We start from the raw sequence: 23,531 nt of genomic DNA, 5'->3' as shown, positions 1-23,531 counted from the left end.
GACTCGAACTCACACTGGACGGGTTTTGAAACCATTTGCCGTGTTTCTTAGCATCCGCGATAACGCCACGTCAACTACGGAATATGTGCTGGTAAAAGGATTTTAGGACACGGGCAAGTGTTCATAGAGGGCCGCGGGGGGACACTGGGTCGGATCCTGTTGCCGCACGCTGCTGCACGCCTGATTGCTGCTGCCGCACGGTAATGTGCTCGCATGGCATGGACCCAACAACTTCCCAGCGGGCGGTATCGAGCAGGCTATCGAGACGAGCACGGTAGGCAGAGATCCGCTGGAACGTTTGACAAAGAGAAAGTCGCTTTGGGCAAGGCTCAGGCAGCTGAGGATGCTGCCCGCCTTCGCAAACCGAGAGAATCTCTCACGTGGGGAGAATGGCGGGAGCGGTGGGTTCCGACTCGTACTGTCGAGGCGTCCACGCTCAGCCGCGACAACCTACGGATCGTAAATCACCTCGCACCAAAGTGGGATCGAGTCGCGCTAGGCGAGATCGGTCGTCCGGGAGTCCAATCCTGGGTTCGTGAGCTATCCAAGTCCAAAGCGGAGGGTGGCGCGGGGTTGTCCCCGTCCTCGGTCAGAAAGACGGTGGGTGTCCTCTCGGCGTCATTGAAGGCCGCGATGCGCGAGGGTTTAATTGATACGAACCCTTGTACTGCGCTGGAATATCCAGCAATACCGCCTAGCCCTGAGCGATGGCTGTCGGATGCAGAGGTCGATGCCATCCGCGAGGTCTTGGCGGATCAGTACAGGTTCACTTTCGAGTTGTTGGTCGGGACGGGTTGCCGGTGGGGCGAGGTCTGCGGGATTCACTATGACGACGTGGACCTGGTCGGACAGACGATCACAATTCGCTGGGCATGGGAACGGCGAGAGCGTTACATGAAGGCTCCCAAGACTGGCAAGACCCGCGTGGTCCCGATCGGCGACAAACTGGCGAAGTTGGTCGCGGAGCGCCTGGACGCCGAGGGTTTGGGTGAACCGCTGAAAGTCACGTACAAGGGTGGTAAACGCCCCCTGTACGGTCTCGTTCTTCGTACGGCAAGCGGAACGCCGCCCAACGGGACTTCGTTTGCTCACGGCCTCGCAGCTGCCGGCAATGCGGCTTTCATTGGGGATGGGAAGTCTCGCAAGCGTGTCGGTGCCGTTCGGCCGCACGATCTTAGGCACACCTTCGGTAGTTCGCTCGTGCAGAAAGGTATCCCCTTGGACACGGTGTCGAAGCTCATGGGGCACTCATCGGTGTTGGTGACTCAGCGGTATGCATCGGCTGCGCAGTCGCAGTGGGACGCGGTCCGAAACGCGCTTGGCTGAGTAGTCCGGTTTTTCGGACAACTGCTAGTCCGGTTTTTCGGACAATTTTTCTGGGGTTTCGATCTAGAGTTTGCTGGTCGGGGTCTAAAGGCCCGAACGGGCTGTTCGGAATTCCGGACAGTGTTCTTGCGCAACATATTCCGTGCTGCCATTGTTCTCAAGTCGCGGTCGGTACCGCGAGTGTTGCTAAGAGAACTGAAGATCAGCAGTACCGAGCGGTCGTCCCGGTTGAGCGGCCGCCCGGCATCCACTACTAGTGCCCCGCCTGCGGCGGGGTCTTCAATGCTGCCTCTGGGTAGCGGAAACGAGGTTTGCGATGGGATTTGTGCATGCAAGGGATTGATTGGCTGACGGTTGCAGAAGCAGCGCAGGAAGCGCGCGTAAGCGAAAAGACGATTCGACGGTGGTATCGGTCCGGGCAGCTAAAAGCGGACCGACTCGGCCAGCGGATGGTTCGCATCCGGCGCTGCGAGTTGGCGGCAATGGCGGGTGACGTGGCGTGATCTGCACCCAGCAGCGCTCCGGACAGTTGACAGGAGGGTCACGGAAGATGACTGATAGCCCTTCCCTTACGGCAGAGCAGCTCGCGGAGCGGTGGCAGATTATCCCTGCGCACAGTTCGCGATCTGGCTGCGGGGCAGTCGGTTCCGGCAACGAAGATTGGGCGTCCCCGGAGGTTTCCGCTGGGTCGTATCCAGAGGTACGAGCGAGCGAGGACGTCATGAGCGGGCTGATGGACGAGCGGTCGACTCGAAATGGTGGCCGTGCACAACCCCGGACAGTGCGTTTGTCGACATGTGTGACCGTCGACTGCGCGTGTGAGGCGTCGGGTGCCCCCATGGCGTGGGGATGCAGGCGTGACGGGGCTGTGAAGCGTTATCGGCACGTAACTGGAGAGCCACAAGCGGGGAAGGGTGCCCGCGGTGCCAAGTGTGTTGGGCCCGCTGACCTGTTCGGCTACTTGCTTGCAGCTTGGGGGCTTGTGTTCTTCCAGTGCGACGACGGCCGGTTTCGGCGTATCGCACTAGGGGGCGTAAACGGGGAGCACGTACGCGAGATGATCGTGGTCGAGCGTGGTGAGTCGGGCGGGTGGCTTCCGTACTGAGCACCATGGAGACTGGCGACGAAGTGTGCGTTCTGCCAGCCAATTTCGATGAGTGGGCGCTCCAGCAGGTTGAGCAGCGGGTCGACGAAGAATTGCAACGTTTGAGAGCCGAGCGGGCGGCGACTGCGCGCAGGGTGCATGACCCTGCCACAGAGTGGTTCAAAGGGCGTCGGCTGATGTTTCTCGACCTCAGCCGGAACGTGAACAACAAGCCGCCGAGCAGGGCCGGGTATTACGCGTGGGCCAAGCACAATCGGGATGGGCACTGTCCGCTGGAAGACGGGGAGTTGCAGCGCATCGTCGGGAAACCTGATATGACAAACGGGGACGTAATGCGCAGGATTATTAAACCTGCGGTCGAAATGGGGTTACTGGATCAGGGGTCTGTGCGAACGTGCCTGATCGTTCCTGACGGGGTGTGGTTCGACTATGGCGCGCGCACGAAGTCGTGTGAGCATCATCGTGCGGGCACGTTTGCTGCAGTTTCGCACGCCTGTTTCGGAGAATCACGTCGTCAAACATGACATTGCCTCATGCTTTGATGGCAGATATTGCCATCGGCGATGGCAAAAACTGCCATTTCGAAGTTCCCTGAACTGCGGCTATACAGATTCACTCTAAGTCTCTTACAAAGGCATCGACACAGAGTCGGTAGGAGCTAAACCTTGAGTCAGGCGCGCCGTCGCCTCTCGCGGATCGAGGTCTCCGCCAGTCAAGAGTCATAATAGGAATATGGAGCTTTAACGGTACGTGCCATTCTTAACGGGAATCAATCGGGTGCCCGATAATCGAACAATTGATCTTAGGGAGGTGATTATGTGACCACATCCCCACTAGTTCCGATCCGTGAACTTGCGGCGGTACTCGGATGCACTAGGCGGCACGCGCTAGACCTCGTTCGGGAGGGAACTGTTGCTGGTAAGCGCGTTGGATCTCGCTGGTATGTCCACACAGACGCCCTGGAGAAGCTAACCACTGTTGACAGCTAGGCAGGGATAATATGGCGCTTATCTGCCTAGAGTGCGATCGGCCGGCTAACGCGGCCCGGCAACTCTGCTGGAAGCATTTCAGTCGCCGTAGACGTCGCGGCACATTGCCACCCAAGGTCGGGAATCCCTGGATTAAGGCAGCTAAGGAACTCTATGAGGATCTAGTCACAGATTAGAGATCCCGTGCGGACGCCTATACGATCGGTTACAACACAGAAGAAGCCGACTATTACCGCGAGATCGAACCTCGCATCACATTCGGAGATGTTCTTACGCGGTTAAGACCTGAGTGGAATGCCGAAACGCGGGAATCGCATTCAATCACTCTAGCGGCGTCGTCTGCCGCCTAATGACGCAATCGCTAACCCGTTCCCGCAATTTCCATTTTATGCCGTCAGCGTCCAAGCTAGGCGGTCTTATGCACGAAGGATTTCTCGTGATTAATCTGATTGACCACCGTGGCCGAACACTCGCCACCTTACGTCTAGGTGTCATTCCGCACACTGGAGAGCGGCGACTCAGGATCGACCAAGCCGGTGCCGTCATCGGCATTCCGGTTGACGCAGTGGCGACCGTCGCAGACCAGCTTTTCGACCTGGGCGAAGAACTCGCCCGCGTCCAGGAGACGAAGCGTGCCAGCCACGATGCTTAACACCCCGACTATCGTCAGCTCTCACACCGGGGCCGTGCCCCCGATCCGGCTAAGCCGTAGTTCATTCTCCGACGGTGAGCGCATCGTCATCAGACAAGGTGGAGCATTCGTCTCCATCCCCGACGCGGACCTCGCCCGTCTGCTCACCGTCCTCAAGGAAGTCTGAACGTTGGCGAAAGTCCAAGCAGTAACCAACTATCGGGTAAAGACAGCCGCTCATGGACGGGCGGCGCGCTATCGGCCGATCGAGGTCATCGACGGCAGCGGGGGCTACCGCTGGACCCTCAACAGTAATGAGGCGCTACGGCTAGCTGGAGACCTCGTTATCGCGGTTGCGGGAACCGGAGGTCATGTCGCTGCTGTCTCCCGGCTCAAGCACCTTACAGACCGTCTCACGGACATGAAGTCCAACGAGTCGAACCCGTAGATCGGGCTGGGGCTCCCGCGCGCACCGCGACGGGCGCGCTCCTGGCGAGTGCTGACCCTCGATCGACCTTGCAAGCAGCGAATGCGCTGTTTCGCAACAATTCACACGCGCGGCAGTAGATGCTGCGCAGAACCCTTTGGAGCATTCCATGGCTATTGCCAACACTAACCGCTACGACTATGACCTTTCCATGCTGGAGGCAGTCGACAGGCTCTCTGACGCACTCGTGAATCTAGGTGTTCTGACAGCCAAGAATGCAGCGAAGGCGCATGCCGCAGTGCAGCGCGCGCGGCACGCTCAAACGTTGTCCGCGCAGTACAGCCATCACGTAGAAACTTCAGCGATCTCGGCCGGAGACCAGCTGTTCGACACCAACGAACTGGACCTCAGTGCCGTGCTGGAGACCATCGACCTCCCATCCGCTGAGCATGTTGACGCAGTTCTGGACCGCGTGTGGCACCGAAACGCGACAGAGGCACGCACTCACGCCTTCGGCAACATCGGTTCTGCACCTGCAAAACTCACCGAACGATTCGATGAGCTGAGCGACGAAGTGCTCGCCATAGCCGCCGAACTGGGCGATATCACCACGCCGCAGCAGGCACTCGACGCAGACAAAGCCGCTGAATGGCAGCGCCTTATGGCACTGAAAGATGAGAACAATGCTCTCGCCGACCTGCGTACCCACCTCCGATCGTTTGGGCTGATCCCCGCACCTGCCGGGTACAACTCCGGATGGCACTGGAACTACCGCCACGACTCCGCGATCGACGCGCTCAACAGGGCACACGAGCGCAAAACTGCCGATGAGGGTCGTGCGCTGCTGATCTGGGCGGCAAAGCAGCGCCCGTACTGTCCCGCATCGGCTGCCGAAGCGAAAGCAACCCTTGAGGCAGCGCAGTCGACCGCCGAAGAAGTGCGGGCATGAGTCCGGGTATGCACGACGGTGGTCCCGAATCGCTCGGTGGTGGAGCACCTGTCACACGGAGCGCAGAAGACGGCCTGGAGACGCGGACGGAGCTTCGCACGAACCGCCAGCGGCAGTGGGACAGTCCACTGGTCGCAAAGTGCCGGCCACAGCCCTTAGCTGCGCATCGCAGGGACGTTGACGAGTTCCGGGCCGTAGTCCGACGCAACGAAGCCACCGCCCGCATCTCAGGAGAAGTGTGGTGACGGCCAGCAGCCCCGAACTGGAAGACCCAGCAGCTGCGCTCAAACGTTGCCCGGACTGCGGTATCGACAAGCCCGCCTACCAGTTCAACCGAGACCGCACCAAACGGGACGGGCGGCGCTCCTACTGCAAACTATGTGACGCGGTCCGGTCGGCGGACTACTACCTCGAAAACCGCGACCTGGTGCTCACCAAGCGGCAACTCGTCCACTGGCGACGGCAAGCTCACATCGCCCGGCAGCGTGTCCGGGCGACGACCCACAAACGCTGTCTCGGATGCGCGGACGACCTCCCTGTCGACGACTTCCACCTCAAGGGCTCCGTACGCAAAGACGGCACGCCCCGGCGCGAGAGCCGATGCAAGGATTGTCGAAACACGCAAGCCCGCAACAGTTACCGCGCTAAGGCGGGACTGTCGGCCGAACGGACTACTGAACTAAGCGCTTAAGCGACGCTTAGCTCACTATCTGTCCTGGTCAGGGCAGTTCTGCCCCATTTTGCAGGCTGGATTCCGACAGAGAGGGAGAAGGTCGCTGGGGCGTCGATATGGACCGCAGCTCCCACAGGGGGTCCCCCCACCCCTACTTATGTGAACGTCTCGGTGAGCGAGAAGTCGCCGACAGTGAACACGACGATCAGTGCGGCGAGCTCCAAGACGCCTAGCAGCAGTCCAAACGTCGCAAGGAGCGTGCCGTCCTCGTGGTCTCGACGCAGGAGCTCGGCGATTCCGATGGCGCCGAAGACTGTTGCCGGCAGGGCAAAAAGCGTGAGACCGCAAAGCAAACTAATGATTGCGCAGACGTTCGTCCTGCGGAGGGCTGGTTGCAGTGATGTGGGTGCTGCCGGGGGGGCTGGGGTGACCGAGCTGACGTTTGCAGCGCTCGTGAACCCTCGACGCGGTGGGCTTGACATAGCGTGTATGTAGCACGGTCAGCGATAAGAACGCCCGTCCGCTAGCTAATTTCACTCAGTCAGACGCCCCCATGTTTGGAAGAGTGGGTGCTTGCTTCCGCCGCTCCGATCGCACGTCTGTGTTCGCTGTCTGCCGCAACCGCCTTCGTTTGGCGAGTTGGTTGAGAATCGCATCCATCGCCGTGCGAAGATTACGAATCCACGCATGGGGAAGGGGACAAACGCAAAGATGGCGATTCCGTCGGTGGCTGGACCGTATTCAACGCTCCCACCTGGACGGCACCCTGCCACGCTGGACGAGATCTACAAGGCGTTTGTAGACGATGCCCCCCATCGTGATGTGCGTGAACGCCTATTTGGTGCGTTCCGGCTGTACGTAGACGTCGTGGGTTACTTTTTTGAGTCCGCGCGACTCTGGGTCGACGGGGGGTTCGTGAGTCTCAAGACGTGGGCCGCTCCATCGGACATAGACGTCGTTGTTGTCGTACCGAGGCTGGAGTATGAGAACGTGTGTTCGAGCCCGCGCCTCAGCGACATGGTGCCCCTGATGACGTTGCAAAACGTCAACTCTAGTGAGATCAACAACCTGGGGCGCCTTCAACCCATGGGTGGGCTAGTTGACGCGTTCATAATCCCTGACACGCCCGTCCATGTCGCGCTGTGGGATGCCACATGGTCTCGCGTAAAGGACGAGAATGGTGTCCTACTGGACAGTGGGGAGCGGAAGGGATACTTGGAGGTGACGATGTGACTGACCCAGATCTCGCCGCCCTCCTGCGTCAAGCGCTCCGGGATGCAGCAGGAAACTCTCCGGCCGATGAGCACCTGAGGGCCTCAATCAGGGCGGGCGTGGTTGGCGACGATCCGGCTCTGCTTAACGTCTACGAGCAGGAAGCGGGCCCCGAGCAGGCCGAGGTTGACCTGCACCTAGACGGGCCTGGGATCGAGAGCCACACAGCCAACGCGAAGCAATTCGCGCGCTTCGTTAGCGGAATGAGCGAAGCGGTCAAACAAACTGCAAAGTCTCTGGCTGGACGCGAACGATACGGTGACAACCTCAGGATCGAAGGTGCAACTCCTGGTTCGGTCCGGGTCGTGTTCCGGGTTGCGCGGCAAGAGATTCCCGTCAATCAGACTGCCGATCCATCGACGGCTGCGTCCTCGGTGGACTCGGATGCTCTTCGTACGGTCGCCACGATACTCGGGCACGCCAGCGACGAGGACCCTGATAGTCCGCTCGCCGCTGAGGTTGCCGAACTACCCCCGGGGGCGCGGCAAGCGCTCAAGCGCGTAGTTGCGGCTTCGCTCAGTGGCGGTTGGGGAATCCATGGGTCAATCCGGCAGCGCCGCGTAGGACGAATCCCACTGGACTTCACAAGCGAGGGAGCCGTTCGGCTCCAGCTAGAACTCGAAACCCAGAATATTCAGCGTCGCGAGGCGCGCGAAGTTGGTCGCATCGACGGGTTCCGTTGGTCTCTAGGGTCGTTATATTTCGTCCCGGCTGCCGGACGTCCTTTCACGGCTGGCGTTGTAGACGGGGAGGTGGCGCATAGAGTCACGGAGCTCATGTCTAATCCTGACCAACCGGTTGTGGCAACGTTCGACGTCGTGGAGTCATATGCGCCTGGGGCTAGAGGTCGCCCCGGTACGAGTCGCGTACTCAAACAGATAGAAGTACTCGGTAGACAGCAGGAGCTCACCATTGATGAACTACGCCAACTGCGTTCGACGGTAGATTCCAGCTCCTCGTTGAGGAAGGCGCTCGAGCCGCCGAAGAAGCTCCCGCCCCCAAACCAAAAGTCATAACCGAGCGGTCGTGGTGGGTCTGCTGACGTGGTTTGTAAGGATCGATCAAGTTCGGGTCGAGAGTAGGGGAACAGCGATCGTGGAGCAGAAGCAGTGTCGCCCTGTGCGAACAGGCCTGGCAATTACTTGACAGCAACCTCACAGTGCTACGACGTTCGCAGCGAATCCGACAGCGATACCGAGCACTAAAAGGCCGACGCCGAGCCAGCGGCGGACTTTGCTGACTTCATATTGTTCGCGTACGAAGCTCGTCAGCGCTTTGCGCTCAGCGGTGGCTGACGGGCCAACTTGGTCGGCTATCTGTTCGCGTGCGGCGGTTGCCACCTGCGGGATACGAATGGTCCCGCCGAAGGGGGACGGGACCGACCGAGGTTGGCTACCAATGACTGAAACATGTTTGTTACGAATCTCTTCCGCTCGATCAAGAGCCTTCTTGAAGCGAGTCGTATTGTCCTGCGATTGTTTTATATCGAGCGCCACTAGTACGGCGCCGGCAATTTGAAGAACCAACGCCACCGAATGTAAGAGGTATGCCCAGCCGACAGCGGTCATTAGTCAAAGATATTACGGGTCGGGGTGGGAGTCCCGGATATAGACACCGACGATTGGCGCGACGGACTTGCGATGTGTCTGGAGAGCATGCCCTTTAATCGTCGTCACCGAAATTCTCGACGGCGGTGGCGCTGCGTGGAAGTGTCGTCGATTGGGCGGTTGTCGGGTAGCCTGGATATATTCAGGACGCCGCCAGGCGCGTGAGCGAGGGCTGCCCGGCAGAGCATGCAGTCGGGATCGTAGGGCGGCATTTTTATAGGACGTCGCCCGCGAGTGTGGGGTTCCATCCCCAAGGCAATCGGCCGACCGAGACTGACACGGCCGCTCTATGACGCTCCACTCCTCCGCTCAACCCGTGGGGTTTGCGACGTTAGCCCGTGGCGTAATGCAGTCGGTGATACTGCACGTGGTCGCGGTCGATGTGATGGCCCTGGACCTGCCGCAACGTGCCGAGCGCTGTGCCGCCCTCCACGGCCCTAACGATCCATTCGTTGTCGATGTAGATTGCGCCATTGTCAAATAGCACGTGGTCGTTCGGGCACAAGCAGAGGATGTTACTAGCGACGTCGGGACCGTTATGTGGCGCGCCTAGACCGCGGATGTGAGCAGCCTCTGAGTATCCGCCAGTCGCGACCGTTAGCCGTGTTCCGCAAACCTGACACGTGTGGTCGTGGAGCTCCTTGACCTTGGCTGCGATTGCTGTGTTCCGAACGATCCGCTGTGTGGTCGTTTCGACTCGCTGAGTCCCGGAATCATCCTCAGTTTCGGAAGTGACGCTTGCTCCGACCTTGACCAGCCGGTACCGCCAGACCTTGTAGCCATGCCGGCCGACCTCGTGCCAGTAATCAGTAACTTGGTAAAGCCCGTCGTAGCGGTAGCCGCTGTTCGGGGAGTAGTTTCGATCCCCGCTCGAACCGCGGATCACTCGGACGGGGATGCCTTCGGTGCTGCACCGGGCCAAGCCAAGGTTTCGGGCGGTGAGTTCCTGGTCAGCGACCTGACGCCCAGTATTGCCGTCGCGACCACCCTGTCCGGTGTAAACAATTACATCGCCGTGGTCCTCGTCATCGACGTACCCGCCTGACACAACGATCGACTCGGTGCCGGTGGCATCGCCCGACATACCGCCTTGCGTTTCTCGATGCACGCCGGCTGCCCACGCTTCGCGACGTGTTGCGAACGTGGTGCCTTCAGGAACTCCTGGGATCTCACCAAATGCACGCTTCGACATGTGCAGGACCGTATCGGACATGTAGGACAGTCACGCATCCGCGGGCGGTCTTCGGAGCGGCGTCGGCTGCAGCCAATAGGGCCAGCCGACTCCAACGCATGTCTGGGCTGGCAGGCAGCGTGAGGGCCTCAGGTGGATCAGGGCTAGGCGCGTCGGGTACGGGTTGGTTCGAAAGCTGGTCATCATGTAGCAATGGGATTCTCTGAGCGGCATGGGTTCACAGCACCGCGAGATGCTATTCAGCTAGATGGAGCAGATGACCAACTGCGAATGGCGCTGTGGAACTGCACGTACATATGGTTGTATGAGGCCCCGTCTCGCGCGGCGGACATGGGCAACTGGCGTAGGCATGAGCTAGTTGAGTTGTCAGCCCGGCGGATATGGATGCATGAACTGCACCGTTCTGCCGAATCCTTCACTGTGGCCAACTTTAAGAAGGTTGCTGAGCTAGCAATAATTTCGGGCCCCTTCAACAGGATGTATGACCTCATCGAAGCGATTGTTGAGGAATTCCGGCGCGAGCCGGAGTTTGCTGAACTGGAGCTGTCTTACAACAAGTCGCTGGAGCGTCGCCGCTCTGGGTATCGGTTTATAGACGGAGTTCTTACGGATATTTCAAATCCAGATGAAGTATCGGCCATAGAAGATGTGTTGGGCGCGGACGAGGTTAGCGACGGTGCTAAGAGTCATCTTCGGAAGTCGTTGTCGATGCTGAGCGATCGGGATAGCCCAGATTATGCGAACTCGATCAAAGAGGCGATTAGCGCTGTCGAGGCAACTGCGTCCGACCTTGCGCCAGGCAAGCCGACGCTAGGTCCGATGTTGGAAGAGATTAAGCGAAGTTACGGTCTACATCCGGCACTTGTTGAGGGCTGGAAAAAGTTGTACGGCTCCAGTAGTGATCAGCCAGGCGTGAGACACGGGAGCGTGCAGGTTTCTGAGGCCGATCCCGATCTGGCGAGGTACTACGTGGTCATGTGCTCGGCGATGGTCGGCTACCTGACGGCGCTACGTGCATCGACCACGTTCGGCGGCGAATGATCGACCGTCGACTTGGGTAGGCGGGTCAGCTGTTGCTCACCCACTTGGGAGGCGAACGAGGTGGTCACCCGAACCCTTGCTGGGACAACCAGGTGTTACACGACTGCTACATGACGCAGACGTGCAGCGGTGAGGAAGTTAGTTAAAAGGCATCTACCTGCGATTTCTGGTGCCCCCGGTGAGACTCGAACTCACACTGGACGGGTTTTGAATACCTACGGTGTGCTTTCAGCGGTTGGCCGTTACCTGCGCCGATGGGAGGCCGCATCTGTCCTAAGTCCAGGTGAGAGGCGTATTCTCGCGACCGGTTGCGCACCAGCGGCCACCGGCGGCACACCGCCAAGTCAGCGCCGGTGGGTAGCACGGGGGTAGCACGGTACCGATTCGCTGACCGAGGCTGACGGCGGCGGCACGCCTTGGCACGGCTTCGGATGGGGGCATACGGTGGCGGCAGTACCGGCACCGCAGGGCAGCGCCCGCAGCCGGTAGGGCGTCGCTCGGCGAGCGACCATTGCAGTCCCCAGTTTCTCTATCGGGTTGTGTCCGATATCTAAGTGAATATTCGAGTTCGGTTCAGAGGACCGATGATCGTATGGGCAGCGCCCGCGAACCTACGTCCCGTCCGCTATCTGTCCGAATTGGATTTCACAATGACCACCACCCACCCATCCCTGCTCCGCTCGTTTCCTGAGCACAAGACGCTGTTCATCTTCGGCGGCGATCCCGCCTCAGGCTATTCGTCCCAGGGCGACGTTCTCGTCTCTCAGACCGCCGACGGCGTCGATCTCAATAGCATCTGGGACGAAGCCGCCACCCTGATGTCCGAATGGAACAAACGCCGCAGCGCCCTGGCCTCTCTGGTCAGCTACAGCACTCTCAGCCCCGCCGATGCGATACCGCAGACCGCCGGGGGCGATCATTTCGAGAAGGCCAGCGAATTCGGTGAGCCGACCGGCCTGCGCGCCGAACCCGATGCGCTGATACTCGGTTACGACTTCGAGGATTACGACCTCGCCAGCCGCATGACGTGGAAGTTCTTGCGCAGCGCCACGGCCGAGCAGGTGCGCTCAGTCATCAACCGCGCCTTGGAATCCGACAATCGCAAGGTATCAGGCACCATCCTCCGGCGGCTCTACGATCCCAGCGAGGGACTGAACGAATTCGCCCACAAGGTTTACGGACTGTACAACGGTACCGACGGAATGGTGCCGCCTCCGCACGCGGGACAGACGTTCTCCAGCAGCACGAGCCACTACCTCGTGTCGGGCAACACCGCGATTGACCCCGGTGATCTGGTGGACGGAATCAACCAGGTGCGCAGCAAGGGATTCGGAACCTCGCCCACCAGTCGCCTGTTGGTGTTGTGCCATCCGAACGAAGCCGAAGTGATCAGCACCTTCCGTCGAGGCGTGGAGACCAACGGCGTGGAATCCAAGTACGACTTCATCCCGAGCGCCAGCGCCCCGGCATACCTCACCGAAGAGAACGTCGTCGGCCAGGTTGCGCCGGGCGAATTCGGCGGCCTGGAAGTCCTCGGCAGTTTTGGCCCAGCCTGGATCGTACCCAGCTGGTTTTTGCCTGCTGGATACGTTGCGGTCGTGGCGACAGGCGGGCCGAACTCACCGAGCAATCCGGTGGCGTTCCGCGAGCACGCGAACGCCGCATATCGCGGTCTGCGGATCATCCCCGGTCGCGATCAGCGCTACCCGCTCCAGGACAGCTTCTTCCAGCGGTCGTTCGGTACAGGCGTGCGGTATCGCGGCGCGGCGTGCATCGTCCAGGTGAAGGCCTCCGGCGCGTACGAAGCCCCAGAATGGAACTGGACCTAGTGACCGCGCGCGACTTCGGTCCTGAGGCCGGCGAGTTCTCGTGGGGGCCGGGTAACCTCCCGCCCGGCCTCGAAGACGCACCACCTGGCGAGGGCGGCGCGTACCGAGGCAAGACACCCCAAGCCGCCGACAATGAAGGTCTCCGCGCCCTCGCCGACGAGCTGGAGCAGCGGCACCGGAGTCGACCGTGAGTCGGGCGTACCGGCGCGACCGGAAAGGTCGGTTCGCGGCCAGTCCGGGCAGTAAGGTCACCAGCGCGCTCGACGAGGCTGAGGCCGCGTTGCAACGGGCCGAGGCGGGCGTGCAGGAACTCGCCGCAGCTCGCCGCGCGCAGGCTCGGCAACGCCGGAAGACGGTCCGTAGAGCGGCGCTGACTGGAGCCGCCCTCGGTGCGGTGGTACCTGCCCCCGCAGCGGTGAAGGTCACAGCCGTGCGAGCGACCACCTACGCAGTCGCGAGTACGGCTGCCGGATACCAGGTCGGCAAGGCGGCGGGCACGGCGACAGCCAACCGCCGAGCCGCAGCCGGTACCCGCTTACGCCGTTGACCCGGCAAGCCGGTCACCCGTGCCCCTACGGCACTGCGCAGTCGGCCGTGGCGAAGGTCAGACCCCGGCGATAGCCGTCCTGGGGCCTGCACCCACAACCGCACACACACCGCGAGCAAACTCGCCGCCTAGAACAGCCCGTTTGACTTGTCACGGGCGAGACGGGGTCGACTTGTCCCCCGCACGAGCGAGGACTAACCCTCTGACCCGAGGACCACCTCGCTCAACCCCGACCCCGTCGAGCCGACCAGCCCTGGCCAGCTCGGCGGGGTCGGTCAAAACCGGCTCTAGCTTGCACCCGCCTCGCGGTTGATGTTCGTCGAGACGATGTTCAGCCCACTGTGGACTCCAACTTCTTTGAGCTTGCAATCAAGTTGAGTGGGCTGCAAAGGGCACATTGCGTCGCTGTACTCGTCGTAACCCTCCTTGATCATGTTGATGCCGGTTAGCACATTGGCGCGGGGCCTCCCCGCAGGTAGCTGCATCACATCGACTTCGAGTGGCCCGAGCCGCGCGTTCAACGCGGAGGCGCAAGTTGGAAACGCAGCCGAGTTGCCGGAACAGTTCGTGTTGATGATGTCGGGATATGTACTGACCAAGTAGTCCCAGGTGACGCTAGTCTGGGTAGGGACTGCTGCCGAGGCTGTTTGGGGTTCCTTCTCTGCCGGTGCGTCGCTGCCTCCGCAGCCGGCGATCCCCATCGCCAGCGCGCAGGCTCCTACGATGATCGGTGTGCGCTTCATGTCGAATTCCTCTGGTCGTGTGCAGTCGACCTGATTGAACACGACCAACGGCGGGCTGATGGCGACTTCCGTGTGAGTAATCGTCGGTTCGAGTCGTGCTCTTGAGGAAACGCTCCCTGACTCTGTTTTACCCATGGTTGCAGACCCCGCCGTTCGCGAAGGCGGTCAGCGTTGAAATGGGGGCACCGTACGGGTGGGCTCTCAGAATTCACTTAGGATCGAAGTCTGGTGTTGTCAGATGGGATTCGGTTGTGTACCAGTGCTTCTCGATGCGCAAATAGTTGCGGCTGTTGGCGGTTTGGGTAATACTTGGCAGCGGCACCCACACCAACGGCACGCCGTAGGCCGGGTGTCGGCAAAAGTGCGACTGGGTAACTGCCGGGACTGCCGGGCAGCCTTGAACGGGCGAGTATTCATCACCGCCCCCGTGAGGTCGGACGCACCAGCCGGGACAACCAGTACCCCCAGGTCTCCATCCCATCCGATGGATTCTTGGGGTTGAGCCTCAGGAATCCGCCCGACAGGAGGTTCCTGACCATGTCCACTGTTCAAACTCGGTCGACTGGGCAACCGGCGCACCGGCCTGCCCAATCTCGCCCCGACGCGTTGCCGAGGCGTGAGCATCTCCGCCGCCCCGCGAACGAAACCTGGTCCGAGCATCCCACTCTCGTCGGCGCGCAGGCCGTAATTGACTTCGCGCGAGACGAACTCGGCGTCACGCTGACCAGCAGCATGCTCCGGCACGCCACCGAAGGCCGGCGAATTCAGGTGTTCAAGCTGTCGGCCCGCAATGCGTACGCACCGGCTGGAGTGGTCCGGTACGTGCAGTCGCTCGCTCGGCCTGTCGCTGGTGGGCAGGTGTCGCCATGATCGGCGAAGCGTTCGCTACAGGCGAGGCCGACAAGATCAGCGCGATGTTGCGCGAGACAGAGAGGGTCGACAGCTACGCCCTTGCCGAAAACTATCGGGCGCAACAGAAGTTGAGCGCGTTATTGCGCAAGAATCGCCGAGCGATGGAATCAGGCGGGCCGAACCACCCGCCGACTGGCTCAGGGATGATCTCTAGCCCTCCGCCCGCGCCAGGCATCCCAGAGGTCAGCATCTGGAGCAACCTCGATCCATGGCTCGCGCCGCACATCGTCCCGGCGTGGGACCCGCGAGTGCTGTTCCTTGCTCGCAATGGTTGGACCGTCCGTGACCTGCTCGCGAGTCCGCAGTTCCTGGAGACCGGCTACGGAAACAAGAAGACGCGACTCCGGCGAGACGGGTGCTGCTGGACAAATCATGCGGCGTCGCCTCCTGGTTCAACAGAAGGATCGCTGCTGACGATGACGCGTGGTCAGTGGGTTGGTGTGTGGTGGGTGTGCCCGTCGTGTCGGCAGGCTCTCGACACAAAGTATCGGACCGGTCTGTGTTGGCACACCCCCTCGCCCGAAGCGAACTTGGCGTGAACGTGAGTGCGCAGGCTCGCCAAGGTTTTCTCGGTCCAGCTACTTACGCGGGCGTGACGTACCCGGCTGTGCAACTGCTACAGGGGCATTCGCTGGTGGCTGAGCGTCGCTGCGTCGGACGTGCGGCCCCTGGTGGGTGTGCTGGTGTGGGTGCCGCAAGGTCAACGCGTGTGGCGGCTGCTGTGCCGACGTCGACTATGGCTGAGGGACGCGCCGACACTGCCGACGCGTCCCTCTTTTCCACACGAGGTGAGCTGAGCTCTCCTGTCAACGTCAGCCGGTAGCTGACGCAGTACATCCTAAAGCATTGCCGGGCAATGGCTTTAACTCACACAAAGAGAACGCCGGAACCGAGTATCTGGGAGATCGGTTCCGGCGTCCTCTGATCGACAAGAAGCACCCTTGGGAAGGCCCCTCAATGACACACCATACCTCACCCGCCAAACCGAAGCCACCGCGTAAACAGAAGGGTAAGAGCGAGTTTGGAGTACGCACAGTTAGTGTTCGTCAGGTCCTCCGCTGTCTCGGGCACGGTCCTGACTCGGTTGTGAGCATCTGCGCACGTGACTCGACCGAGGAGTCGAGCTTTCGAGCGCGAACCTGGTCGGTGGGCGGCCTGAGGAGTTGGACCCCTCCCGACAACGCGGATGTGTGGTTCTCCCCGAATCCTCTGAATCTGGAGGCCGGAGAGTTTCGGAAGGGTGGAGTCTCCGACGTTGCGCGCGGTGTCGCTCTGTATGCAGACCTCGACGTATGCACGCCCGGCGTGAAGGACCGCGGGTTTGCCTCGCTCGCCGAGTGCGAAGCAGTCGTTCACCAACTGGCAGAGGTCGTGGGTGCTGAGCCAACGGCTGTGATCTACAGCGGGCATGGCCTGCAGCCCATCTGGCGCGTCGAGGACGCGCAACCGATCACCGACGGTGCTGTCGGCTGGAACACAATGAGCGCGCGGTGGTCTGGGTTGGTGCGCGAGGTAGCGAAGCGCGTCAATCCGCTTGCGACGGTTGATTCGGTTTTCAATATTGATCGGGTCTTGCGGTGTCCAGGTTCCACCAACTGGAAGGACCCAGCCAATCCGGTTCGCGTGCGTTGTGAGGTCAACCCGGACGCAGGCGGCGTCTCTGTTGCAGCTTTGGATGCCAGACTGCCGCAGACCGATGCTGCGGTGTCGGCTGCCTTGGCCAAGGCGTCCGTGACGGACGGGCAAAGACTGAGGGAGTCCTTTCGCGACGGCGACATGACCGACCGCGTAGCGGGGTGGGTGGATGAGGTTGTTGCGGCTGTGGATTCCGGCGCTAACCGTCATCCCACGGTCAACAGCGCGCTCATGGGGATTGTTCGGCTGGGGTCTAAGGGGCAACGTGGGGTGGGGACTGCCATTGAGGTCATTGAGGCGAAGTTCGCTGAGGCGCGCCAGCGCGGCGTAGACCCAGCCGAGCTGGAGCGGTCGCTGGATGGTGCGCTGCGGAAGGTTGCGGGTGACCCGGACTATCGCCCGCTGGACTACCGAGGCAGCGAACTGTTCGGACCCGACGGCCTCCCCGACCCGAACACGCCGTTCGGTCGTGGGCTGGCAGAGAGCCGCAAGCAATGGTCTTCGTCACCTGCTCGTGGTGAGCGAGTGCGGTATGAGGCCGTTCCTGCATCGGCGCTCTCTGGGCCTATCCCGCCGATGCAGTGGCTGATCAAAGGGGTGTGGGCGCTCAACAGCTTCGGCCCGCTAGGCGGCGAGAAGAAGACCCTCAAGTCCTACAACCTGTTGTCGATGTCTGTGGCGGTGGCTAGCGGTTTGCCGTTCTACGGCGAGTTTGAGGTAGCCCACCCGGGGCCGGTGCTGTATTTCGCCGGAGAGGGCGGACGGGACGAGCACCAACGTCGCTTGCAATCTATCGCTCGGTCGTACGACGTGCCGCTTGACGACCTACCGCTGCATACCGTGTTCGACACGGGTGGCTTGGACGACCCCGAGTTCTTGAATGCGCTAGCCCGTCACCTCGACGCGCTGCAACCACGGCTTGTTGTGTTAGACCCGCTGTATGCCTACCACGCCAGGGGGATTGAAGCGCAGAACCTGTACGACCGCGGACGAATGCTGAGCGACTTCAATGCGCGGGTGGGCAGTGAGACGTCCTTGATAATCGCCGACCACTTCAACAAGACCGGCAAGGGCGACCTGGACCTGGACAGCATCGCCCAAGCGGGCATGAGCCAGTGGGCCGACAGCTGGATGCTCCAGCGGCACCGTGAACCCCCCGATATGGACGCTGGGCGGTTTCGGTTGGCGGTGCAGTTTGGGTCGCGCAGGTGGGGCGGGCGCGAGTGGAACCTTGATTGGGACTTGCCTACGGCCGAGGCGATGGAACGCGGTGAAGCCGGCGACGTCAGTTGGTCCATCGCGCGGGCGAACTCTGGCCACACGCTACCCGGCAGCAAGGCGACGATTACGGGGCGAACCGCCAGCCGAGCGCTACAGGTTTTGCGTGACGAGCCCCCGTTCTCTCTTACTCGCACCGGGCTCGCAGAGAAGCTGGGCGGCAACAAGGAGAAGACCGCTGCCGTTGTACGGCAGCTCATCGCCTGCGGCCGGATAGTTTCCAAGCACGCAGAGTGGCCCGAGCGACAACGCGACGGTTCGGAGAAACCCAAAGTCCGCGAGCGGTTGGGACTCGGCGATGGCATCAATTTCACGGTTAAAACGGGACGCGAGTGATGGCCTGGCCCTGTCGACGCCGCTACCGCTGGCAACGGCCGCCACATGGCCCGCCCCGTGGTGCTGGGGCGTGTTGGGGTGGGTTGCCGGTGCGGCCAACAAAGCCGCTGGTAAGCGGCATAAACAACCGGCCCCCAGGTGGTGGGGGGGAGTTGGGGTGGGTTGGCTTGGCGGGCGCGGTGGCCGGGCGGGTGGGGCAACCAACCCCACCCGCCCCCGGCCTTAAGGGGGTGGGTTGTTTGGGGTGGGTTGCCAAGTAGGCCGTACACAGCTGCAAAGAAGGAGAAATAATGACTGAGAATGATTCGAACGCTGAGGGTTTGGACGAAGTCCAGGACCCTACTGAGAGCGAGCGTGGGGAGCGCGAGCGAGCAGAGACCGATCCGATCGTCGCGACGAGAGGGTTCGACGCTAACCGGAAACCGAAGGAAGTGGTGTGGGGCGACGGACGCCGACCCAATCCGGATCGGGTGTGTACCGCGCGCAAGACCAACGGCCAGCCATGTACGCGTATCGCTATTGCGGGCGGCAACGTCTGCCCCGCGCACGGGGGCCTCGCGCCACACATCCAGGCCAAAGCGAGAGCTCGTCTTCAGTCTGCTGCCGACCGGATGGCCAAGGAGCTGTTGAAGATTGCCGTCAGCGACGACGCGCCCGACAACGTGAAGCTCGCCGCCATCCGCGACGCCCTGGACCGCGCTGGTCTCAGCTCCAGGACGGCAGTGGAGGTAGAAGTCGGTCCCTCCAAGGGATTTGAGCAAGTCTTGGAGGCGATGGTGACCGGCGGGTCGCGGGCGGAGAGTCGTGCACGCCGAGGGCTCACCGACGACGACATCGCCCCCAACTCAGACGACTGGACAGCCAACGAGATTCTGGATGCGCAGGTCGTCGACGACGACGAGGGCTATTCGCCGGCTCCGTTGCTTGCGCCGTCCGTTCCGCCCACCACGCCCCGGCCTGCACAGTCACCGTCCTCGGCAAACGGATCGGGACTTCTCCCGTTTGAAGAAGCCCTGGACCGGCTGCACAACACGCCACCACCCACACAGCAGCCCGCCCCACGCCGCAGGACCGGCCATTAGACAGGCCCCACAGCCACCAGGGCGCACGTAGGGCACCCGCCGCGCCCACGGGCACCCTGCGCCGCGCGTCAACGGCGAATAGAGCGTGAAACATCAACGGAGTCAACGTAAGTCGTGTAGTGACGTGCATCATGCTGGCGTACTATGGGGTGCTTGGTTTACAAACACGGCTGCACCGCAGGTAGCACGACTTCGGCGGTCAGCGACAACACAGGAGCACGAGATGAGACTGGTTGCGTATCTACGGTGTTCAACCGCTCGGCAGCAGGAAGCCTTCGGTCCGGAAGTGCAGCGCGAGGTAATTCGTAAGTGGGCCAAGGCCAACGGACATCGCATTGTCGCGTGGTGTGAAGACACCATCAGCGGCACCAGCGAGCTGAAGGACCGCGCAGGATGGATGCAGGCTGAGACGCTGGTGAAGACCGGCACAGCGCAGGGCATCGTCGTGCCGAGGCTGGACAGGCTCGCTCGCGACGTCATGATTCAAGAGCTTCTACTCCGTAAGTCGCCGGGTGTGGTGCTGTCGGCTCGTGAGAGCGAGCACGAGCTACTGACCGGCACCACCAGCGACCCGAGTCGCAAGCTCATCCGCACGATCCTCGGGGCCATCGCCGAGTACGACCGCGAGATGATCGCCGACAGGTTGGAGGCCGCACGCAAGGCCAAGGCAGCATCCGGTGGATACGCCCACGGAGGACTGCCCTACGGCTACGAGAGCAAGGACGGCGCACTCGTGCCGGTTCCTGCAGAACAACACGCCTTGGCCAGGATGCGCGAACTCGCAGCGCAGCGCATCGGCACTCGTGAGATCGCCCGCGTTCTGACCGCCGAAGGCCATCCCACCAAACGCGGCGGCAAGTGGTGCAGCGCCACCGTCGGCCGGATTCTGAACCGCACCAACGCAATCGACAATACCCACAAGGAAGAGGTGGCGTGATGGAAGGTGAGGTTTGGACCTGGAATCCGCACGCAGGGCATCGCTACGACCCGCAGTGTTGCGTCTATCGCATTTACGACCCTGAGACAGACGAACTCCTGTACGTGGGGCAGACCTGCACGAGCCTCAGAGGCCGCATTCGGAGTCATTGGGCTTCCAAGTATTGGTTTAGGTGGCACTGGATGGCCGCGTTGGTGACGTACGAGGAATGCGCCGATCAGTGGGCATCGCTCATTGCCGAGGCTGAGGCGATCCGGGACGAGCATCCTCGGCACAACGTGGACCGTCCCGACCCGGTCGCGCTCCGTCAGTGGCGCGCAATTGAGCTCGCACGCGCAGCGGTACCTGAGGCATTCTCCGACGGTCCCGGTTTCATCGCGTCGAGTCAGCGTGCGGAGGCCGCAGCGGACGAACTCGAACGGCAAGGCAAACCCGTTACCGCCGAAGCGATTCTGGAACTGACGAGAAGGGTGGCCTGACATGGCCTGGATCAAGACGTACGAGACCAAGGACCGCAAGCGCGGCAAGCCCGTAAAGACCTACCGGGTGATCTGGAAGGACGTAGAGCGCGACAGCTACGGCCTGCCGATCCCGGTTGACCCGCAGAACCCCGAAGGCCGCAAGCGCACCCGCAACCGGCAGGAGAGCTTCGCGACCCGCGAGGACGCCGAAGCCCGCCGGGACGAGCTGAACGCAGCCAAACACACCGGCCAGACCAGCGCCCTGGCCGAGCAGAAGAAGGCCGGCGACTTACCGTTCGGGTACTACGCGCAAGCGTGGATTGAGAGCCAGCAGGTCAAGGTCGCGCAGGGGCGGTTAAAGCAGCGCACTCTCGACGACTACGAGAAGGTGCTTCGTCGCTACTCGCTGGACCGTTTCGGTGGTCAAGCTGTTGCCTGTATCCGGCCGCGTGACTGCGAGCACTTCCTTGCGGACCTGGCGGGGCGCAAGCTGGCCCCGAAGACGGTGAAGCACGCCTGGCTCGTGCTCAGAGCGGTGCTCAAGTACGCCACCCGGCACGGGGCTATCCCTGTCAGTCCGACGGAACAGGTGGATTTCAGTACCGGGCACTCCGTAGGCGACCGTGAAACCTTCCAGCATCACCCGCTGACCGCTGAGCAAATCGCCGCTACGGCACGGATCGTGGGGGAGCGTTACCCGATCTACGAGTTGTTGGCGTACTTCTTGCCGTACTCGGGACTGCGCAAGGCCGAGTGCGCGGGGTTGGAGATTCAGGATTTGGAGTTCACGACGAGCCCTGGCCAACCTACGCGCTGCACGGTGAGCGTTCGCCGGACAAAGGACCGCAAAGGTGGGCAGTGGGTCACCAGCACACCGAAGAGTCGCAAGTCTCGCCGATCAGTGCCGTTGCCGCCGTGGCTGGCGGAACGGATGCGAACGTACATCGCCGACCATCCCCGCGCTAACGAGCCGACCGCACCGTTATGGCCGTCGAGGAAAAACGGTGGCTACCGAGTCCCCGGTGAGCGCGCCGTGGTGCAGCTCGACTGGTCGCAGCCGCCGGAGCTGGGAACATGGTTCGAGACGGTCTTGGCTCCCGCGCTCACCGCAGCGGGCTTGCCCATCAGCCGACCCGCCCGCGACGGCCAACCACCCCAGCGGGGCGTCAGGCTGCACGACTACAGCCGCCACACCTTCGCCACCATGCAGTTGTCGGCGGGGGTGCACTTCATGCAGGTGTCGCAATGGCTAGGCCACCAACACTATTCACTCACGCTCGACACCTACGGCGATTGGATTCCGACGGACGATGGCGGCGTGCTGAACAATCTGCCGGAACCCGCCCCGGCTCGAATCCTCGCCGCACCCGAGCCGTCCAACGTCGTCCAGCTATTCGGTACTAGGTAATTCGACGAGTTCAAGTTCCTGGTCGAACGGAAGTCGCACACGCTCCTCGCGTGCCGGACCGACGCCTGGCATCGCAGGGTGCACTATTCGCAGTAACATACCGGGGTTCGGTGATCCGTCGTCACGGCGCACCTCCATGATTTTGGCTCCGTAGTTGTAACCCATTGGGCTGTAGCACCCAATCAGCTTCCCGACGTGCGTACTGGCTAGATCGCCAGCCGCGATCTTGGTGCTTTCGACAGAGTCAAACGGCCTCACATCTGCCGAGTCCTTAGGAATGACTGAAACTGCCCCTAAGTCGATAAAGCCGAGTTTTTGGGCTTCGCTCTTGGCCTCCTCGAGGTAATCGTCAACCTGCTTCTTGAGCGTCTCCATGTACGACATGAACGCCTTCCCAGCGTCGGCTGACGTGTATGGATCGAGGTCAAGCTCAGCGCGTACGGCATTGGTGAATTCCTCGAGAGCTTCACCGGCTTCTTTGAATAGCAGAGACTTGGCGATGGGAATCGTCGTTGCCCGCGTGATCGCAATCATCGCGGCGTTAAGCTGCGTTGCTTTGTCAAGCACCGTCTTCGGGCAAACGAGACGGAGGTTGTTGAATGCAGTCGTAAGCCTTTTGGTCTCATTCATTAGGTTGGTCGCGAACTCGAGTTTCTCGATCTCCTTAGGGTCGTTCATCCCTTTGGCGGTGAGATCGGCATCTCTTATAGCATTGAATATTCCGTCGATGTCCGTGGCCTTTTCCAGAATGCTCGAACAGACCTCGCCGTAGGCCGTCGTGGCTTCACGGATTAGCGTCTGGTTCGACTTCCTGTCCTCGCGCTCAGCTTGCCGCTGTTCCTTCGCATCCTCTTGCGCTGCTTTGCGCCTGTCGCTCGCGCGCACAGAGCGAGCCGTGATTATGGGCCCCACGACGCCGGTGATAACCGCGCCGAGAGGCACGCCCCACCAAAAGCCGGGCTGGGTAAGGAAGTCGCTGATGGCGCTCATACGGCAATTCTGGCAGCGAGGTATGACAGCCGGGGTGTGGCCACGCCGCGTGGGGTAGCACGGGGGTGGTATTTCACCCGTTCAGACGACGCCCACCAACGCAGAAACCCCACTTGAAGTGGGGTTTCGCTGTGCCCCCGGTGAGACTCGAACTCACACTG

General features: G+C 61.6%; 19 protein-coding genes and 1 pseudogene. 16 read left to right on the top strand and 4 right to left on the bottom strand.

The window, feature by feature from the left end; genetic code table 11:
• Positions 1–621 precede the first annotated feature (621 nt).
• The 7 genes from OK17_RS18400 to OK17_RS18370 all read left to right on the top strand — a co-directional run bounded on the left by OK17_RS18400 (position 622) and on the right by OK17_RS18370 (position 8,388).
• The gene (locus tag OK17_RS18400; protein WP_461418325.1) at positions 622–1,326 is read left to right on the top strand and encodes a tyrosine-type recombinase/integrase; all 705 of its coding nucleotides are present in this window, start codon (positions 622–624) and stop codon (positions 1,324–1,326) included.
• A 329-nt stretch (positions 1,327–1,655) separates the two neighbouring features.
• A complete protein-coding gene (locus tag OK17_RS18395; RefSeq protein WP_461418324.1) occupies positions 1,656–1,829 on the top strand; it encodes a helix-turn-helix domain-containing protein in 174 nt (57 codons plus the stop codon).
• A 586-nt stretch (positions 1,830–2,415) separates the two neighbouring features.
• The gene (locus OK17_RS18390; protein WP_461418323.1) at positions 2,416–2,955 is read left to right on the top strand and encodes a hypothetical protein; all 540 of its coding nucleotides are present in this window, start codon (positions 2,416–2,418) and stop codon (positions 2,953–2,955) included.
• A gap of 294 nt (positions 2,956–3,249) precedes the next feature.
• Positions 3,250–3,420, top strand: a complete 171-nt coding sequence (locus OK17_RS18385) for a helix-turn-helix domain-containing protein (protein WP_461418322.1) — start codon at positions 3,250–3,252, stop codon at positions 3,418–3,420.
• Positions 3,421–4,647: 1,227 nt separating this feature from the next.
• Positions 4,648–5,427, top strand: a complete 780-nt coding sequence (locus OK17_RS18380) for a hypothetical protein (protein ID WP_461418321.1) — start codon at positions 4,648–4,650, stop codon at positions 5,425–5,427.
• Positions 5,428–6,787: 1,360 nt separating this feature from the next.
• Positions 6,788–7,333, top strand: a complete 546-nt coding sequence (locus tag OK17_RS18375) for a DUF6932 family protein (protein WP_461418320.1) — start codon at positions 6,788–6,790, stop codon at positions 7,331–7,333.
• Entirely contained in the window at positions 7,330–8,388 is a 1,059-nt protein-coding gene (locus OK17_RS18370; RefSeq protein WP_461418319.1) for a hypothetical protein, read from the top strand. The genes OK17_RS18375 and OK17_RS18370 overlap by 4 nt, the downstream gene beginning before the upstream one ends.
• 138 nt (positions 8,389–8,526) lie before the next feature.
• Here the strand turns inward: OK17_RS18370 and OK17_RS18365 are convergent, their stop codons facing one another.
• Positions 8,527–8,940, bottom strand: coding sequence for a hypothetical protein (locus tag OK17_RS18365; protein ID WP_461418318.1), 414 nt, complete (start codon positions 8,938–8,940; stop codon positions 8,527–8,529).
• Positions 8,941–9,310: 370 nt separating this feature from the next.
• The gene (locus OK17_RS18360; RefSeq protein ID WP_461418317.1) at positions 9,311–10,171 is read right to left on the bottom strand and encodes a YDG/SRA domain-containing protein; all 861 of its coding nucleotides are present in this window, start codon (positions 10,169–10,171) and stop codon (positions 9,311–9,313) included.
• A gap of 192 nt (positions 10,172–10,363) precedes the next feature.
• On the opposite strand from OK17_RS18360, the gene OK17_RS18355 reads away from it, so the two are divergent.
• Both OK17_RS18355 and OK17_RS18350 read left to right on the top strand, forming a co-directional pair.
• Entirely contained in the window at positions 10,364–11,212 is an 849-nt protein-coding gene (locus OK17_RS18355; RefSeq protein ID WP_461418316.1) for an AbiJ-NTD4 domain-containing protein, read from the top strand.
• Positions 11,213–11,862: 650 nt separating this feature from the next.
• Positions 11,863–13,041 carry a hypothetical protein gene (locus tag OK17_RS18350; RefSeq protein ID WP_461418315.1) on the top strand — a complete coding sequence of 393 codons (1,179 nt, stop codon included), beginning with the start codon at positions 11,863–11,865 and terminating at the stop codon, positions 13,039–13,041.
• An 834-nt stretch (positions 13,042–13,875) separates the two neighbouring features.
• On the opposite strand, the gene OK17_RS18345 is transcribed toward OK17_RS18350, so the two are convergent.
• Entirely contained in the window at positions 13,876–14,331 is a 456-nt protein-coding gene (locus tag OK17_RS18345) for a hypothetical protein (protein ID WP_461418314.1), read from the bottom strand.
• A gap of 866 nt (positions 14,332–15,197) precedes the next feature.
• Here OK17_RS18345 and OK17_RS18340 point away from each other — a divergent pair.
• From OK17_RS18340 to OK17_RS18310, 7 genes and pseudogenes are all read left to right on the top strand, one after another.
• Positions 15,198–15,782 carry a hypothetical protein gene (locus OK17_RS18340; RefSeq protein ID WP_461418313.1) on the top strand — a complete coding sequence of 195 codons (585 nt, stop codon included), beginning with the start codon at positions 15,198–15,200 and terminating at the stop codon, positions 15,780–15,782.
• A 766-nt stretch (positions 15,783–16,548) separates the two neighbouring features.
• Positions 16,549–18,492, top strand: a complete 1,944-nt coding sequence (locus OK17_RS18335) for an ATP-binding protein (protein WP_461418312.1) — start codon at positions 16,549–16,551, stop codon at positions 18,490–18,492.
• A 290-nt stretch (positions 18,493–18,782) separates the two neighbouring features.
• Positions 18,783–19,574, top strand: coding sequence for a hypothetical protein (locus OK17_RS18330; protein ID WP_461418311.1), 792 nt, complete (start codon positions 18,783–18,785; stop codon positions 19,572–19,574).
• Between the two features lie 223 nt (positions 19,575–19,797).
• Positions 19,798–20,511, top strand: a complete 714-nt coding sequence (locus tag OK17_RS18325; RefSeq protein ID WP_461418310.1) for a recombinase family protein — start codon at positions 19,798–19,800, stop codon at positions 20,509–20,511.
• Positions 20,511–20,660: pseudogene (locus OK17_RS18320) on the top strand (GIY-YIG nuclease family protein); the annotation flags it as partial. The gene OK17_RS18325 and the pseudogene OK17_RS18320, both read left to right, overlap by 1 nt.
• A gap of 33 nt (positions 20,661–20,693) precedes the next feature.
• Complete coding sequence (locus OK17_RS18315; protein ID WP_461418326.1) at positions 20,694–20,990, top strand: hypothetical protein; 297 nt, start codon at positions 20,694–20,696, stop codon at positions 20,988–20,990.
• Between the two features lies 1 nt (position 20,991).
• Positions 20,992–22,380, top strand: a complete 1,389-nt coding sequence (locus OK17_RS18310; RefSeq protein ID WP_461418309.1) for a tyrosine-type recombinase/integrase — start codon at positions 20,992–20,994, stop codon at positions 22,378–22,380.
• Here OK17_RS18310 and OK17_RS18305 read toward each other — a convergent pair.
• The gene (locus tag OK17_RS18305) at positions 22,363–23,370 is read right to left on the bottom strand and encodes a hypothetical protein (protein WP_461418308.1); all 1,008 of its coding nucleotides are present in this window, start codon (positions 23,368–23,370) and stop codon (positions 22,363–22,365) included. The two genes, OK17_RS18310 and OK17_RS18305, sit on opposite strands and share 18 nt — an antisense overlap.
• Between the last annotated feature and the right edge of the window lie 161 nt (positions 23,371–23,531).

The organism is Gordonia sp. GN26, from assembly GCF_054823965.1.
This window is presented reverse-complemented; position numbering and strand designations above follow the sequence as displayed.

What these genes read in the sequence shown, in the direction of transcription:
- OK17_RS18395 (WP_461418324.1), top strand. Translation starts at nt 1,656, where the DNA reads ATGCAAGGGATTGATTGGCTGACGGTTGCAGAAGCAGCGCAGGAAGCG.
- OK17_RS18380 (WP_461418321.1), top strand. Translation starts at nt 4,648, where the DNA reads ATGGCTATTGCCAACACTAACCGCTACGACTATGACCTTTCCATGCTG.
- OK17_RS18375 (WP_461418320.1), top strand. Translation starts at nt 6,788, where the DNA reads ATGGGGAAGGGGACAAACGCAAAGATGGCGATTCCGTCGGTGGCTGGA.
- OK17_RS18365 (WP_461418318.1), bottom strand. Translation starts at nt 8,940, where the DNA reads ATGACCGCTGTCGGCTGGGCATACCTCTTACATTCGGTGGCGTTGGTT.
- OK17_RS18360 (WP_461418317.1), bottom strand. Translation starts at nt 10,171, where the DNA reads ATGTCGAAGCGTGCATTTGGTGAGATCCCAGGAGTTCCTGAAGGCACC.
- OK17_RS18355 (WP_461418316.1), top strand. Translation starts at nt 10,364, where the DNA reads ATGGGATTCTCTGAGCGGCATGGGTTCACAGCACCGCGAGATGCTATT.
- OK17_RS18350 (WP_461418315.1), top strand. Translation starts at nt 11,863, where the DNA reads ATGACCACCACCCACCCATCCCTGCTCCGCTCGTTTCCTGAGCACAAG.
- OK17_RS18345 (WP_461418314.1), bottom strand. Translation starts at nt 14,331, where the DNA reads ATGAAGCGCACACCGATCATCGTAGGAGCCTGCGCGCTGGCGATGGGG.
- OK17_RS18340 (WP_461418313.1), top strand. Translation starts at nt 15,198, where the DNA reads ATGATCGGCGAAGCGTTCGCTACAGGCGAGGCCGACAAGATCAGCGCG.
- OK17_RS18330 (WP_461418311.1), top strand. Translation starts at nt 18,783, where the DNA reads ATGACTGAGAATGATTCGAACGCTGAGGGTTTGGACGAAGTCCAGGAC.
- OK17_RS18325 (WP_461418310.1), top strand. Translation starts at nt 19,798, where the DNA reads ATGAGACTGGTTGCGTATCTACGGTGTTCAACCGCTCGGCAGCAGGAA.
- OK17_RS18315 (WP_461418326.1), top strand. Translation starts at nt 20,694, where the DNA reads ATGGCCGCGTTGGTGACGTACGAGGAATGCGCCGATCAGTGGGCATCG.
- OK17_RS18310 (WP_461418309.1), top strand. Translation starts at nt 20,992, where the DNA reads ATGGCCTGGATCAAGACGTACGAGACCAAGGACCGCAAGCGCGGCAAG.
- OK17_RS18305 (WP_461418308.1), bottom strand. Translation starts at nt 23,370, where the DNA reads ATGAGCGCCATCAGCGACTTCCTTACCCAGCCCGGCTTTTGGTGGGGC.